The sequence below is a fragment of the Pseudomonas sp. genome (genome assembly GCF_035554175.1).
In the GTDB taxonomy this organism is placed as follows: Bacteria; Pseudomonadota; Gammaproteobacteria; order Pseudomonadales; family Pseudomonadaceae; genus Aquipseudomonas.
Map to the genome: position 1 here is coordinate 1 of NZ_DATMIV010000017.1, position 15,410 is coordinate 15,410.

At 61.1% G+C, this 15,410-nt stretch carries 13 protein-coding genes; 8 read left to right on the top strand and 5 right to left on the bottom strand.

The features are described 5' to 3' along the window. Nucleotides 1–396 precede the first annotated feature (396 nt). The 3 genes from VNV36_RS06930 to VNV36_RS06940 form a co-directional block, all read right to left on the bottom strand. Nucleotides 397–1,401, bottom strand: coding sequence for an asparaginase (locus tag VNV36_RS06930; RefSeq protein ID WP_325717125.1), 1,005 nt, complete (start codon nucleotides 1,399–1,401; stop codon nucleotides 397–399). Nucleotides 1,402–1,431: 30 nt separating this feature from the next. Continuing rightward, on the bottom strand, nucleotides 1,432–2,886 hold the full coding sequence (locus tag VNV36_RS06935; RefSeq protein ID WP_172610237.1) for an alanine/glycine:cation symporter family protein: 1,455 nt from the start codon (nucleotides 2,884–2,886) through the stop codon (nucleotides 1,432–1,434). A gap of 198 nt (nucleotides 2,887–3,084) precedes the next feature. Further along, nucleotides 3,085–4,509 (bottom strand): aspartate ammonia-lyase, encoded by a 1,425-nt coding sequence (locus VNV36_RS06940; RefSeq protein ID WP_325717126.1) that lies wholly within the window; start codon nucleotides 4,507–4,509, stop codon nucleotides 3,085–3,087. Between the two features lie 180 nt (nucleotides 4,510–4,689). Between VNV36_RS06940 and VNV36_RS06945 the strand changes: the two genes are divergently transcribed. From VNV36_RS06945 to VNV36_RS06965, 5 genes are all read left to right on the top strand, one after another. Continuing rightward, nucleotides 4,690–5,598 (top strand): LysR substrate-binding domain-containing protein, encoded by a 909-nt coding sequence (locus VNV36_RS06945; RefSeq protein ID WP_024014837.1) that lies wholly within the window; start codon nucleotides 4,690–4,692, stop codon nucleotides 5,596–5,598. 334 nt (nucleotides 5,599–5,932) lie between these two features. Further along, nucleotides 5,933–6,424: a 5-(carboxyamino)imidazole ribonucleotide mutase gene (purE, locus tag VNV36_RS06950; protein ID WP_007920220.1), complete on the top strand. Its 492-nt coding sequence runs from the start codon at nucleotides 5,933–5,935 to the stop codon at nucleotides 6,422–6,424. A 10-nt stretch (nucleotides 6,425–6,434) separates the two neighbouring features. Continuing rightward, the gene (locus VNV36_RS06955) at nucleotides 6,435–7,517 is read left to right on the top strand and encodes a 5-(carboxyamino)imidazole ribonucleotide synthase (protein WP_325717127.1); all 1,083 of its coding nucleotides are present in this window, start codon (nucleotides 6,435–6,437) and stop codon (nucleotides 7,515–7,517) included. Between the two features lie 111 nt (nucleotides 7,518–7,628). Further along, a complete protein-coding gene (locus VNV36_RS06960; protein ID WP_090287652.1) occupies nucleotides 7,629–7,874 on the top strand; it encodes a GlsB/YeaQ/YmgE family stress response membrane protein in 246 nt (81 codons plus the stop codon). Between the two features lie 93 nt (nucleotides 7,875–7,967). After that, nucleotides 7,968–8,504 carry a DUF3299 domain-containing protein gene (locus tag VNV36_RS06965; protein ID WP_325717128.1) on the top strand — a complete coding sequence of 179 codons (537 nt, stop codon included), beginning with the start codon at nucleotides 7,968–7,970 and terminating at the stop codon, nucleotides 8,502–8,504. A gap of 85 nt (nucleotides 8,505–8,589) precedes the next feature. On the opposite strand, the gene VNV36_RS06970 is transcribed toward VNV36_RS06965, so the two are convergent. Beyond that, nucleotides 8,590–9,489: a D-hexose-6-phosphate mutarotase gene (locus tag VNV36_RS06970; protein WP_325717129.1), complete on the bottom strand. Its 900-nt coding sequence runs from the start codon at nucleotides 9,487–9,489 to the stop codon at nucleotides 8,590–8,592. 57 nt (nucleotides 9,490–9,546) lie between these two features. Further along, on the bottom strand, nucleotides 9,547–9,951 hold the full coding sequence (locus tag VNV36_RS06975) for an acyl-CoA thioesterase (RefSeq protein ID WP_003229628.1): 405 nt from the start codon (nucleotides 9,949–9,951) through the stop codon (nucleotides 9,547–9,549). A gap of 377 nt (nucleotides 9,952–10,328) precedes the next feature. On the opposite strand from VNV36_RS06975, the gene VNV36_RS06980 reads away from it, so the two are divergent. The 3 genes from VNV36_RS06980 (at nucleotide 10,329) to VNV36_RS06990 (ending at nucleotide 15,397) form a co-directional block, all read left to right on the top strand. After that, nucleotides 10,329–11,627: an MFS transporter gene (locus VNV36_RS06980; protein ID WP_325717130.1), complete on the top strand. Its 1,299-nt coding sequence runs from the start codon at nucleotides 10,329–10,331 to the stop codon at nucleotides 11,625–11,627. Between the two features lie 232 nt (nucleotides 11,628–11,859). Further along, on the top strand, nucleotides 11,860–12,858 hold the full coding sequence (locus tag VNV36_RS06985; protein ID WP_325717131.1) for a phosphate ABC transporter substrate-binding protein PstS: 999 nt from the start codon (nucleotides 11,860–11,862) through the stop codon (nucleotides 12,856–12,858). Nucleotides 12,859–13,363: 505 nt separating this feature from the next. Then, the gene (locus tag VNV36_RS06990; protein WP_325717172.1) at nucleotides 13,364–15,397 is read left to right on the top strand and encodes an ABC transporter permease subunit; all 2,034 of its coding nucleotides are present in this window, start codon (nucleotides 13,364–13,366) and stop codon (nucleotides 15,395–15,397) included. Nucleotides 15,398–15,410 lie beyond the last annotated feature (13 nt).

Sequence of the window (15,410 nt, forward strand, 5' to 3'; positions counted from 1 at the left end):
GCTTATTCGTGATGAGGTCATGCCCTTGCTTGATGAGGGCATGATTGACGCCAGACGGATACGGACGAAGAGGACGGTCCATCCGCGAGATATCCGTCGATGAAGAGGCCGCTTTCGCGAGCAAGCTTGCTCTCATCAAACACGAAACCACGCCGCCGATACACCAATTGTGGGAGCGAGCTTGCTCGCGAAGGGGTAGGACGTGCGCTGAATCTTCAGCGGCTGAAATGCCGTCTTCGTGAGCAAGCTCACTCCCACAGGGTTGTGTTTGCTGCGCGAGTATAGCGTCTGGACACCGGGCAATTTGCGGCCTGTTGTGGGTTATCGACCTTGCGAAATGTCTGGGCTCATCGCCGGTAAACGCGTGCAGACAACTACCTAAGCGACGCTACTCGCTCAGCGCAACTCGCCACACACATCGAGCTCGACCAATCGCCGCACCTCATTGCCATCCAGTCCGGCCCCCAGCAGCGCATGCAGCTTGCCGAACGCCGCTTCGCGGGTCATGCCGCCGCCTGACAGCACGCCGACGCCTCGCAGACGACTGCCAGCCTCGTACACATCCAGCTCGACGCCGCCTTCGTGGCATTGGGTAATCGCCACCACAACCACGCCTTGCTGGTGAGCACGCTGCAGGCTGCCGAGGAAGTCGGCGTTATCGCTGGGCCCTGTGCCGCTGCCGAAGCATTCCAGCACAAGACCTTGAATACCGCTGTCGATCAAACCGTCGAGCTGGGCCGCGCCAATGCCGGGAAACAGGGGCAGTATCGCCACGTTCGCCAGTTGCTTGAACTGGCGATAATCCAGCGCCGCAGGCAACGTCGAGGCGGCTTCGCCGCCCTGGGCACGATTGAGCGCAGCGAAAGGGTTGCGGCCAAAGCTGCGAATCTTTGCGCAACGCGTCGGTTGGAGAAGCTCGCCGTGGAAGTACAGATGCACTCCTGCGGCAAGCCCTTGACCCAATGCCTGCAAGGCGCCGTTGACGTTTTCCCAGGCATCGCTGTCGGGAACGCCCGCTGGCAACATCGAGCCGGTGAACACCACAGGGGCGTTCAGCCCCAACAGCTGAAAGCTCATGGCCGCTGCGCTGTAGGCCAGGGTGTCGGTGCCATGCAGGATCAGCACGGCATCGCAATGCTGAACCTCAATCGCGTCGACCACCGCCTCACGCAGGCGTTGCCAGTAGGCAGGCGTCATATTGGCGCTGTCGATCAGGGGAGACATTTCGCGGAACGACCACTGCGGCACGACCATTTCAGGCAGCGCAGCCAGTTGCTCAGCCATGCGCGCTTCAAAGCCGGAAGCGGGTGCCAGCCCGTTTTCGCTGGCCTGCATGCCGATGGTTCCACCGGTATACAGCACCATCACCTGGCGGGCGGGTGCGTGGTTTTTGCGACTCATGCCTGTCTCCCTGGATTGAGGTTCAAATGATCAACGCGCGTCCGCGACCGGTTTGCCGCTGACCGCTGCCGTGTGCGCCGCAGGCTGAGCGGCATCAGGCTTTGGCCAGGCTTTCAGGTCCAGGTCCAGATCGGGGAACTGGCTGGAGTCGAAAACTGGCGTCTTGATCCCGGCTTTACGCTGGGCATCGTAGTCTTTCAGCACCCGCAGCGCGATTTTGAACAGCATCGCCAGCGCGATCAGGTTGACGAAAGCCAGCATCGTCATAGTGATGTCGGCGAAGGCGAACACCGTGCCCAGATCCTCGACCGCGCCCCACAGAATCAACGCGAGGACCAACACGCGGTAGCCGAAGATCGCCTTGCGGTTCTCACCCAGCAGGAAGCGCAGGCTGTTTTCGCCCAAGTAGTAGTTGTAGAGAATCGAAGTGAACACGAACAGCGCCAGCGCCACACTGATGAACAGCTTGCCCCAGTCACCGACGACGGCGGCGAGGGAGTTCTGCGTCAGGGCAATGCCATCGCCTTCGAAGCCCGGGGTGTAGAAACCGGACAGCAGGATCAGCAACGCGGTGCAGGTGCAGATGACGAACGTATCAAGGAACACGCTGAACGCCTGAACCACACCTTGTGCAACCGGGTGCTCGACCTGAGCCACCGCCGCTACGTTCGGCGCGCTGCCCAGGCCGGCTTCGTTGGCGAAGACGCCACGTTTGACGCCCATGACAATGGCGCTGCCGATCAGGCCACCAAACACTTCATCCATGCCGAACGCGCTTTTGACGATGGTCATCAGCATGTGCGGAACGTGTTCGAACTGCACGCCGATGACATACAGCGTGACGGCGATGTAGACCAGTGTCTTGATCGGCACCAGCAGGTCGGCGACCTTGGCGATGCGCTTGATCCCGCCGACGAACACCAGGCCCAGCAGAATCGCCAGACCGACGCCGGCGTAGCTTGGCGAGATCTTGAACGCGTCGTTGAGCGAGTGGGTCACGGCGTGGGATTGCAGGCCATTGAAGGCAAAGCCGAAGGTCACCAGCAGCAACACCGCCATGATCATGCCCAGCCAGCGTTTGCCCAGGCCGTGCTGGATGTAATACGACGGACCGCCGCGGTATTGACCTTCGGCGTCGCAGCGTTTGTACAGCTGACCAAGGGAGCATTCGAAAAAGCTGCTCGCCATGCCGACCAGCGCAGTGACCCACATCCAGAACACCGCGCCCGGTCCGCCTAGGGTGACGGCGATGCCGACGCCGGCGATGTTACCGGCGCCGACGCGGCCGGCAAGGCTCAGCATCAGGGCCTGGAATGAACTCAACTGGCCGGCGCTGCTGCGCAAACTGTCGCGAAACACCGCGAACATGTGAAAGAAGTGACGGAACTGAACGAAACGCGAGCGAATCGTGAAATATCCACCGAGCCCAACAATGAGCACGATCAGTACTTTTCCCGAGAGGAAGTCGTTGATGACTTCAAGCATTGGTGTTTCCTCGCTTTCTTAGAGGGTGCGCACTATACCGGTGCGCGTTATTGGAGTCTTTATTCGGTTTGCTGCAAGCCGGCATAAAGCAGGCAAAAAAAAGGGCCTGGAAGCGTGTGCTTCCGGCCCTCAAAAGGGTGAGGGGTGTCTAGACCCTCAGCCTGGTGATCGTGTTGCAAGTGCTGGAGAGCCGGACGATCAAGCCTTCAAAGGCACGAGCCGCGGCGCAATCATGTTCTCTGGGCGCAGGATGTCTGCCAGCATGACGTCATCGAGCAAGCCCTCTTCACGCACCAGCTCCAGTACGCCACGGCCCGTTTCCAGTGCAACGCGGGCAATGCGGGTGGCGTTTTCGTAACCGATGTAAGGGTTCAGCGCAGTGACCAGGCCGATCGAGTGCTCGACCAGCTCACGGCAGCGCACTTCGTTAGCGGTGATGCCGACGATGCAGTGCTCGCGCAGCATGTCCATGGCGCGTTGCAGCAGGCGGATCGAGTCGAGGATCTTGAAGGCGATCAGCGGCTCCATCACGTTCAGCTGCAACTGGCCGCCTTCGGCTGCCATGGTCAGCGCCAGATCGTTGCCGATGACCTGGAACGCCACCTGGTTCACGGCCTCCGGGATCACCGGGTTGACCTTGCCGGGCATGATCGAGCTCCCTGGCTGGCGCGCCGGCAGGTTGATTTCATTGATGCCGGTGCGTGGGCCGCTGGACAGCAGGCGCAGGTCATTGCAGATCTTCGACAGCTTGACCGCGGTGCGCTTGAGCATGCCGGAGAACAGCACGAAAGCGCCCATGTCGGAGGTCGCTTCGATCAGGTCGGCGGCCGGAACCAGCGGCTGGCCGCTGATCAGCGCCAGACGCTGTACGGCCAGCGCCTGGTAGCGCGGGTCGGCGTTGATGCCGGTGCCGATCGCGGTGCCGCCCAGGTTGACTTCGGTCAGCAGTTCCGGGGCCAGCGTTTTCAGACGGGCCAGGTCTTCGCCCATGGTGGTGGCGAACGCGCGGAATTCCTGGCCGAGGGTCATCGGCACGGCGTCTTGCAGCTGGGTGCGGCCCATTTTCAGTACGTGGTCGAACTCTTTGCCCTTGGCCGCGAAGGCTTGAATCAGGCTGTCGAGGCTGGCCAGCAGCGCGTCGTGACCCAGCAGCAGACCCAGACGGATCGCCGTCGGGTAAGCGTCGTTGGTCGACTGCGCCATGTTCACGTCATCGTTCGGGTGCAGGTACTGGTACTCGCCTTTCTCGTGGCCCATCGCTTCCAGAGCAATGTTGGCGATCACTTCGTTGGCGTTCATGTTGGTGGACGTGCCGGCGCCACCCTGAATCATGTCGACCACGAACTCTTCGTGGTAATCGCCGCGGATCAATCGTGCACAGGCTTCGCTGATGGCAGCGTGCTTGGCTTCGCTCAGGTGACCCAGCTCGCGGTTGGCGTCAGCGGCGGCCTGTTTGACCATCGCCAGGCCCACAACCAGTTTCGGGTAGTGCGAAATCGGAACACCGGAGAGGCGGAAGTTGTTCACCGCTCGCAGGGTCTGGATGCCGTAATACGCATGGGCCGGTACTTCGAGGGCGCCAAGCAGGTCGGTTTCTGTGCGGAAAGATGCAGCGCAGGACATGATAGAAATCATCTCGATAAGGACCCGGTCTGTGCCGGAACGCTGCGAATGCTAGGCTTGTGGGAATTTTTGGGCCAATGCTGTTCAGCACTGCCCTATGCACATTCGGCATAATGCCCATGTGACGCCGCCAGTGCGGCAGACGTGTGACCTGTTTTGGTGCGTGTCCGGGAGGACGTGATGAATCTGGAAAGCAAATGGCTCGAGGACTTCAGTGCCTTGGCCGCCACCCGCAGCTTTTCGCAGGCCGCTGAGCGGCGCTTCGTGACCCAGCCGGCGTTCAGTCGGCGGATCCGCAGCCTCGAAGCCGCGCTGGGGCTGACCCTGGTCAATCGCTCGCGCACGCCGGTCGAACTGACGGCGGCGGGGCAGTTGTTTCTGGTGACCGCGCGCACCGTGGTCGAACAGCTTGGTGAAGTGCTGCGCCATCTGCATCATCTGGAAGGCGGGCAGGGCGAGGTGATGCAAGTCGCGGCGGCGCACTCACTGGCGTTGGGCTTTTTCCCGCGCTGGATCGCCCAGTTGCGCAACGAAGGGCTGAACATCGCCACGCGGCTGGTGGCGACCAACGTTGGCGACGCCGTGCATGCGCTGCGCGAAGGTGGCTGCGATCTGATGCTGGCGTTCTATGATCCGGATTCGGCGATGCAGATGGATCCGGAAATCTTCCCGTCGCTGCACCTGGGCCAGACCGAAATGCTGCCGGTATGCGCGGCAGATCTCGATGGCAAGCCGTTGTTCGATCTGGAAGGCGAGGCGAGTGTGCCGCTGCTCGCCTATAGCGCCGGGGCGTTTCTCGGGCGCTCGGTCAATGGCCTGCTGCGCCAGCGCCAGTTGCGCTTCACCACGATCTACGAGACCGCCATGGCCGACAGCCTGAAAAGCATGGCACTTGAAGGGCTGGGCATTGCCTGGGTACCGCAGTTGAGCGTACGCGCCGAACTGGCGCGCGGCGAACTGGTGGTGTGCGGCGGCCCGCAGTGGCATGTGCCGCTGGAGATCCGCCTGTACCGCTGCGCCCTGGTGCGCAAGGCCAACGTGCGCCTGTTGTGGCGCAAGCTCGAAGGCGGCGCTGCCCAAAGCGCTTGAAGCTGATGAAGATCGAATGTGGGAGCGAGCCTGCTCGCGAAGCGTTGTGTCAGGCCCCGAGGTGCCGCCTGACACAACGCTTTCGCGAGCAGGCTCGCTCCCACAGGGAGATTTTTGCGGTGTTCTTTCGCTGACCTCAAGGTCAATAAAACCGGGCCTTTCGCTCATTTGACAGATGGTCGTTTCGGGGGCTGTTTATTGCTTTCTTTGCGGTATACTGCGCGGCCTTCGGCCGGCACGTCCGGCCATTTTTCGTACAATCAAGCCACGCAACCTGCGTGGCTTGTTGTTTTATGACGCGCCTGCGGGCGCTCCAGAGAGAAGAGGCGCGACGATGAGTGCACTGGTTGGCGTGATCATGGGCTCCAAGTCCGATTGGTCCACCCTTAGCCACACCGCCGATATGCTGGAAAAGCTCGGCATCCCGTACGAGGTCAAGGTGGTTTCCGCTCACCGCACCCCGGATCTGCTGTTCCAGTACGCCGAAGAGGCTGAAAGCCGCGGCATCGAGGTGATTATCGCCGGTGCCGGTGGCGCAGCCCACTTGCCTGGCATGTGCGCGGCCAAGACGCACCTGCCGGTGCTGGGTGTGCCGGTGCAGTCGGCCATGCTCTCGGGCGTCGATTCGCTGTTGTCGATCGTGCAGATGCCGGCGGGCATTCCGGTCGCTACCCTGGCCATCGGCAAGGCCGGCGCGATCAACGCCGCGCTGCTTTCGGCGAGCATCCTCGGCGCCAAACACCCGCAATTTCACGCGGTACTGAAAACCTTCCGTGCCGAGCAGACAGACAGCGTCCTGGACAATCCAGACCCACGTATTGCCTGAGGTTGTTGAGATGAAGATCGGTGTAATCGGTGGCGGCCAGTTGGGCCGCATGTTGGCTCTGGCGGGCACTCCGCTGGGCATGAACTTCGCTTTTCTCGACCCCGCGCCGGACGCTTGTGCGGCCGCGCTGGGCGAACACCTGCGGGCCGATTACGGCGATCAGGATCATTTGCGCCAACTGGCCGATGAAGTCGATCTGGTGACCTTCGAATTCGAAAGCGTCCCGGCCGAAACCGTGGCATTTCTCTCGCAGTTCGTGCCGGTATACCCGAGCGCCGAAGCGCTGCGCATCGCTCGTGATCGCTGGTTCGAAAAGAGCATGTTCAAGGACCTCGGCATCCCGACGCCAGCCTTCGCCGACATCCAGTCGCAAGCTGATCTGGAGGCTGCCGTCGCGTCGATCGGTCTGCCGGCCGTGCTGAAAACCCGCACCCTGGGTTATGACGGCAAGGGCCAGAAAGTCCTGCGCAAGCCGGAAGATGTTGCCGGCACCTTCGCGGAGCTGGGCAGCGTCGCTTGCCTGCTGGAAGGCTTCGTGCCATTCACTGGCGAAGTGTCGCTGATCGCCGTGCGGGCTCGCGATGGCGAGACGAAGTTCTATCCGCTGGTGCACAACACCCACGACAGCGGCATTCTCAAGCTGTCGGTGGCCAGCACCGATCACCCGTTGCAGGCGCTGGCGGAAGATTATTCCAGCCGGGTACTCAAGCACCTCGACTACGTCGGCGTGATGGCGTTCGAGTTCTTCGAAGTCGACGGTGGCCTGAAAGCCAACGAGATTGCCCCGCGTGTGCACAACTCCGGGCACTGGACTACCGAAGGCGCCGAGTGCAGCCAGTTCGAAAACCACCTGCGCGCGGTGGCCGGCCTGCCGCTGGGTTCGACGGCCAAGATCGGCGAGAGCGCGATGCTCAACTTCATCGGCGTGGTGCCGCCGGTTGAGAAAGTCGTCGCCATCGAAGACTGCCATCTGCACCACTACGGCAAAGCCTTCAAGGCCGGACGCAAGGTCGGCCACGCCAACCTGCGTTGTGCCGACATGGCCACGCTGCAGGCGCAGATCATCAAGGTAGAAGCGCTGATCGCCGAGTAAAGCAGTTTCATGTGGCAGCGGCGGAACCATTCAGGGGCCGCCGTTCTCTCATGGCAGGATGCCAAAGTCTGACTAGGCTTTCGCATAGCCACTTAATCAGAGGGAAATGCCATGGGAATTATCGGAACCATCTTTATCGGCCTGATCGTCGGCCTGCTGGCTCGCTTCCTGAAGCCGGGCAATGACAGCATGGGCTGGATCATGACCATTCTGCTCGGTATCGGCGGTTCGCTGGCAGCCACCTACGGCGGCCAGGCTCTGGGCATTTATCAGGCGGGCGAGGGCGCAGGGTTCATCGGTGCACTGGTCGGCGCCATCGTGTTGCTGGTGATCTACGGCCTGATCAAAAAGAACTGATCCAAAGCGACAAAGCCCTCTCTGCCATCGCGGCCGGGAGGGCTAGAATGCTCGGCGATGCACCGTTCATTCCTTACGATACCGAGCACCTTCATGCGCCGTCTTCTATTGACTCTCCTCTTGCTGGGCAGCGGTTTGGCCCACGCCGGCGAACTGCCGGAAACCGACTGGCTGGAACTGATGCCTAGGTCGGACCAAAAAGCCCTCGAGGCCATGCCTGAAATCGACCACGACTCCCCCGAAGCCAGCGGGACCTTCACCGAGAAGGGTGGGATGAAGCAGGCCAAAGGTCTGCCGGCGGTGATGTATTCGACCAAAACCGTGGCGTCGATGAATGACAAGCACATCCGCATCGGCGGTTACCCGGTGCCGCTGGAGTCCGATGCCAAGGGCCGCAGCACACTGTTCTTCCTCGTGCCGTATCCGGGCGCGTGCATCCACGTGCCGCCACCGCCGCCGAACCAACTGGTGCTGGTGCGTTATCCGAAAGGGTTGAAGCTGGACGACATCTACACACCGTTGTGGGTGACCGGCACGCTGAAGATCGAGAAGGTCAGCAATGATCTGGCCGATGCCGCGTATGCGCTGGAGGCGGAGAAGGTGCGGGTGGTGCAGGAAGCAGATCTCTAAAACAAAAGATCGCAGCCTTCGGCAGCTCCTACAGGGAAAATACATTCCAAATGCAGGAGCTGCCGAAGGCTGCGATCTTTTGATCCTAAAGCGGCTTTGAGCCGACACTCACGCCCATGGTATGGCTCGCACCCGGCGCCAGCGTCACCAGATCACCCATCACATTCGCCGTCTCGATGCACAGCATGCGCTGCCAGCCATCGTTGTCCATGTCGGGCAGTGCGGCGGCGCGATCGATCCACGGGTTCCAGATCACCGCCGTGCGTGAGCCCGTAGAGGTCAGGACGATGCGTCGCGCCCAGTCCTTATCGACGATGCTCAGCTGTGGCGGAGCATTGAGGTAGATACGGTCGGTTTCACCGGTGAAGTGCAGATCGCCGGCTTGGCTGGCGACGTTCCAGTCGTCCAGCGTCTCGATGTAATTCAGCCCGGCCACACCGTCGACATGCACATTGCGCACGTCGCTGACAGCGAAATAGGTGTGCAATGCCTGGCTCAAGGTGACGGTATCGGCGCCACGGTTATGGCTGGTCAGGCTGTAGTGCAATTGATCGGACAGGTGGAGCGTAAGGGTCAGATCGACCTCGTGCGGCCAGCCCGGCAGGCCACCCTCCGGACAGGGCAGCTTGAACTCGACCTTGATGCCGTTACTTTCCGACTCGATGCCGCCCAATTCCCAATCCATCGCCCGCACCAGACCGTGGGCGGGCGCCGGCTGTGCACCGGTGTACATGGCCTGCACGCTCTGCGGGTTGCGTTCGAACTTGCCGAACCACGGCCAGCACACCGGGACGCCGGCGCGGATGCTTTTGCCGGACTTGAACTCGGCCTTGTCGTTAAGCCAGATGATCGGCGGTTGACCGTCGATCTGATAACTGAGGATGTGCGCGCCCTGCTGGGCCACCAACACTTCGGCCTTGCCGTGGCGGATGCGCCAGCAGTTCAGTTCATCCTGTTTCACGGCTTCAACGTTGGGCGTGTTCATGGGGCAACTCTCGATCAGACACTGGGACGACTATCGACCGCAAAACGGCCGTGAGGTTTAACGCGCGCGTGGCGGCACCGAGCGGGTGCGGCCGCTGCCGTCGATGGCGACGAAGACAAAGACTGCCTCGGTCACTTTGCGCCACTCGCTGGACAGTGGGTCATCGCTCCACACTTCGACCATCATCTGGATCGAGCTGCGGCCGATTTCCAGGGTCTGGGTATAAAAGGACAACTGCGCGCCAACGGCGACCGGGACGAGGAACGCCATGCGGTCGATGGCGACAGTGGCGACGCGGCCACCGGCAACGCGGCTGGCCATGGCGGTGCCGGCCAGATCCATTTGTGCTACCAGCCAGCCGCCGAAAATATCGCCAAAGCCGTTGGTTTCGCGCGGAAGTGCGGTGATTTGCAGGGCCAGGTCGCCCTGTGGGATCGGATCTTCTTGTTCGAGCTCTATCATGCCGGGGGGCCTCTGACCCGTGACTCTTCGTGGGTATTGCGGGTGGTAGCCGTCTTCAAGAAAAACGATTCAACACCGAACACACTGCGTTCGTCACGTTTTCCATCAGGCGCCTAAAGGGAAACTCTGCGAAAAAGGCTAAATCCCGAGCAAAGGACGGGCCAACAACGTTTTCGCACAGTAACCTCTTACAAATCCTGCGCAGGTGGCGAGTATATCGGTCGATAGACCCCGCGACGACCACCCGGTTCTGATTTCGACCGTCAATTACGCGCCTCTATGTGCTTTTTCGAACAATTTGCTATGGTGCCGAACCTGTCCGAGCCACCGCCAGCGTTGTTGTGGCGACAGATTCGACTATAAGAGAAGCCCTTGCCATGACCACAGCGCCTTCGAGCCTCGCGCAGCCCGAGCAACCCGCACGACCGTTGACCCGCAACGATTACAAGACTCTGTCGCTGTCCGCTCTGGGTGGCGCATTGGAGTTCTACGATTTCATCATCTTCGTGTTCTTCGCCACCGTGGTCGGCAAGTTGTTCTTCCCGGCCGACATGCCCGAGTGGCTGCGGTTGATGCAGACCTTCGGCATCTTTGCCGCCGGCTATCTGGCGCGTCCTTTGGGCGGCATCGTCATGGCACACTTCGGCGACCTGCTGGGACGCAAGAAAATGTTCACCCTGAGCATTTTCATGATGGCTGTGCCGACCCTGATCATGGGGCTGTTGCCGACCTACGCGCAGATCGGCATCTGGGCGCCGATCCTGTTGCTGCTGATGCGGGTGATCCAGGGCGCGGCGATTGGCGGTGAGGTGCCGGGGGCGTGGGTCTTCGTTTCCGAACACGTGCCGCAAAAGCACATCGGTTATGCCTGCGGCACCCTCACCAGCGGCCTGACTGCCGGCATCCTCCTCGGCTCACTGGTCGCGACCGCAATCAACAGCATTTATACGCCAGCGCAAGTCTCGGATTACGCCTGGCGGATCCCGTTCCTGCTCGGCGGCGTGTTCGGGCTGTTCTCGGTGTACCTGCGCCGCTGGCTGCACGAAACCCCGGTGTTCGCGGAGTTGCAACTGCACAAGGCACTGGCCGAAGAAGTACCGTTGCGCGCAGTGCTGCGTGATCATCGCGGGGCGATCGCCATTTCGATGCTGCTGACCTGGCTACTGTCTGCCGGTGTCGTCGTGGTGATCCTGATGACCCCGACCGTGTTGCAGACGGTCTACCACTTCCCGCCAACCACCGCGCTGCAATCCAACAGCCTGGCTATCGTGTTCCTCAGCCTCGGCTGCATTGGCGCCGGCGCGCTGGCCGATCGCTTCGGCGCCGGTCGCGTATTCGTGTTCGGTTGCCTGGGCCTGCTGATCAGCTCCTGGACCTTCTACCACAGCCTCGCCGACCACCCGAACTGGCTGTTTCCGCTGTACGCGCTGACCGGTCTGCTGGTCGGCACCATCGGCGCGGTGCCATACGTGATGGTCAAGGCGTTCCCGCCGGTCGTGCGTTTCAGTGGGCTGTCGTTCTCTTACAACGTCGCTTACGCAATTTTTGGCGGCTTGACGCCGATGGTGGTGAGCCTGCTGCTCAAGGAAAGCGCGATGGGGCCGGCCTACTATGTAGCGGTGTTGTGCGGGGTAGGAATTCTGGTGGGGGCGTGGCTCTGGAAGAAGGGTCGCTGAGCCTGAGACCTCCTCCAGCCATACTGGCTTGTTCGCGAGCAGGCTCGCTCCCACAGTTGGAATGCATTTATTGTGGGAGCGAGCCTGCTCGCGAATGGGGGCGCCACGAATCCCCCATTAAAAACCGAATGCTGGCCTTTCATCCAATTGTCATATTTCAGCCATAGAGTGTTCACACGGCCTGCTGATACTTGGCCCCGACTTAACACACCCTATCTGCTAGGAGTAAGGCATGAAACTGAAGCGTTTGATGGCGGCAATGACTTTTGTCGCTGCTGGCGTTGCGACTGCCAACGCGTTCGCCGCTGTTGACCCTGCTATCCCGAGCTACACCAAGACCACTGGTGTGTCGGGCAACCTGTCCAGCGTCGGCTCCGATACCCTGGCCAACCTCATGACCCTGTGGGCCGAGAACTACAAAAAAGAATACCCGAACGTCAACATCCAGATTCAGGCTGCAGGCTCCGCTACTGCGCCACCTGCGCTGACCGAAGGCACCTCCAACCTGGGCCCGATGAGCCGCAAGATGAAGGACACCGAACTGGCGGCCTTCGAACAGAAATACGGCTACAAGCCAACCGCTATCCCGGTTGCCGTGGATGCCCTGGCCGTGTTCGTGCACAAGGACAACCCGATCCAGCACCTGACCATGGAACAGGTTGATGCGATCTTCTCGTCGACCCGTCTGTGCGGTGCCAAAGCCGACGTGAAAACCTGGGGCGACCTGGGCGTGACCGGCGACCTGGCCAACAAGCCGGTGCAACTGTTCGGTCGTAACTCGGTATCCGGCACCTACGGCTACTTCAAGGAAGAAGCCCTGTGCAAAGGTGACTACAAGCCAAACGTCAACGAACAACCGGGTTCGGCGTCGGTGGTGCAGTCGATCAGCTCCTCGCTGAACGGCATCGGTTACTCGGGCATCGGTTACAAGACCGCCAGCGTGAAGACCGTACCGCTGGCCAAGAAAGGCAGCACCGAGTTCATCGAGGACACCGAAGAAAACGCCCTGAACGGCAAGTATCCGCTGTCGCGCTTCCTCTACGTTTACGTCAACAAGGCGCCGAACAAGCCTCTGGCCCCGCTGGAAGCCGAGTTCGTCAAGCTGGTTCTGTCGAAACAGGGTCAGGAAGTTGTAGTGAAAGACGGCTACATCCCGTTGCCAGCCAAGGTTGCTGCCAAAGCACTGGCTGACCTGGGTTTGAAGGAAGGCGCTGAAGTCGCCAAGAAGTAACACCCCGGATCCGGGCTAATCCCCGGATCTGCAGGAACCCTGTAGGAGCTGACGAGTGAAACGAGGCTGCGATCTTTTGATCTGGCCTTCGATTGCAAGATCAAAAGATCGCAGCCTCGGTTCCCTCGACAGCTCCTACACAGGTTTCACAACCTCGAATTCTCGATTCCTCCTCCAGTATCTCGCTGGCGGTGGATTTGCTGCGTCACTACATTGTCATCTTTCTGTCATACAGGATCGCTAGGGTGTGCGCATGAATGATCTGGCCAATTCCCCAATGACTACGACTTCCCCTCCCAAGCGCATTGATTTCAATACGCCTGAGCTGCAACGCAAGCGCCGCATTCGCGCGCTCAAGGATCGCTTCACCCGTTGGTACGTCCTCGTCGGCGGCCTGGCGGTGCTGGCAGCCATCACTCTGATCTTCTTCTTCCTCGCCTACGTGGTTGCGCCGCTGTTCCAGGGTGCCGACCTGAGTGCGAAAGATTCGATTACCCCGGCCTGGATGCAGGACGCCGGCAAGCCGCTGATGATTTCGCTCGAAGAGCAGAATCAGGTGGCCATGCGCGTGTCCGACAAGGGCCAGGCGCTGTTCTTCGATATCGACAGTGGCGCTGAACTCAAGCGTGTCGATCTGCCTGTGCCGGCCGGCGCCAGCGTGACCTCGATCGGCGAAGATCAGCCAGGACATCCGCTGGTGGTCGTGGGCCTGTCCAACGGTCAGGCACTGGTGTTCCGTCACACCTATAAAGTCAGCTACCCCGATGGCAAGAAAACCATCAGCCCGGCCATCGAGTATCCGTACGGCGAGGCGCCGATCGCGCTCAACGAAAGCGGCGGTGCGCTGGAGCATGTCAGCCTCAACGCCACCGATTCGACCCTGATGCTGGTCGGCTCCACCGGTTCGCAACTCAATGTGCTGTCGCTGACCAGCGAAGAAAACATGATGACCGGCGAAGTCACCAACGAGCAGAAGCGCATCGATCTGCCGCAGATGACCGAGCCGGTGAAAAACATCTTCGTCGACCCGCGCCAGCAGTGGCTGTACGTGGTCAACGGACGTGCCCAGGCCGACGTGTTCAGCCTGCGCGACAAGAGCCTCAACGGGCGCTACAAGCTGCTGGAAAATGCTGACGCCGAAGTCACCGCCACCACGCAACTGGTCGGCGGCATCTCGCTGATCGTCGGCGACTCCAAGGGCGGCCTGGCTCAGTGGTTCATGGCCCGCGATACCGATGGCGAACTGCGCCTCAAGCAGATCCGCACCTTCCAGATGGGCACCACGCCAATCGTTGAAATCGCTGCCGAAGAACGCCGCAAAGGCTTCCTCGCCCTCGATGCCAGCGGCAAGCTCGGCGTGTTCCACAGCACCGCACACCGCACTTTGCTGGTCGATCAGGTAGTCGAAGGCCAGGGCCTGTTCGGTCTGTCGCCGCGCGCCAACCGAGTGATCGTCGAAGCCGGCGGAAAACTGCAACCGCTGCTGCTCGACAACCCGCACCCGGAAGTGTCGTGGAGCGCGCTGTGGAGCAAGGTCTGGTACGAGAACTACGACGAGCCTAAATACGTCTGGCAATCGACCGCGGCCAACACCGATTTCGAACCGAAGCTGAGCCTGTCGCCGCTGACCTTCGGCACCCTGAAAGCCGCGTTCTACGCGATGCTGCTGGCCGCGCCACTGGCCGTCGCTGCGGCGATCTACACCGCCTACTTCATGGCCCCGGGCATGCGCCGCAAGGTCAAACCGGTGATCGAACTGATGGAAGCGATGCCGACGGTGATCCTCGGCTTCTTCGCCGGTCTGTTCCTCGCACCGTATGTCGAAGGCCATTTGCCGGGCATCTTCAGCCTGTTGATGTTGCTGCCGATCGGCATTCTCGTCGCCGGGTTTACCTTCAGTCGCCTGCCTGAATCCATCCGCCTGAAAGTGCCGGACGGTTGGGAAAGCGCGCTGCTGATTCCGGTGATTCTGTTCGTGGGCTGGCTGTCGCTGTACATGAGCCCGTTCATGGAGAACTGGTTCTTCGGCGGCGACATGCGCATGTGGATCTCCCACGACCTGGGCATCACCTACGACCAGCGCAACGCTCTGGTGGTCGGTCTGGCCATGGGGTTTGCGGTGATCCCGAACATCTATTCGATCGCCGAAGACGCCGTGTTCAGCGTGCCACGCGGCCTGACCCTGGGTTCGCTGGCCCTTGGTGCGACGCCGTGGCAGACCATGACCCGTGTGGTGATCCTGACCGCCAGCCCGGGCATCTTCTCGGCGCTGATGATCGGCATGGGCCGTGCGGTGGGCGAAACCATGATCGTGCTGATGGCCACCGGCAACACGCCGGTCATGGAAATGAACCTGTTCGAAGGCCTGCGCACCCTGGCTGCCAACGTCGCGGTGGAAATGCCCGAGTCGGAAGTCGGCGGCAGCCACTACCGCGTGCTCTTCCTTTCGGCGCTGGTGCTGCTGCTGTTCACCTTCGTCATGAACACCCTGGCAGAACTGATTCGTCAGCGTCTGCGCAAGAAATACTCGTCGCTTTAAGCAAAGGTAGAAG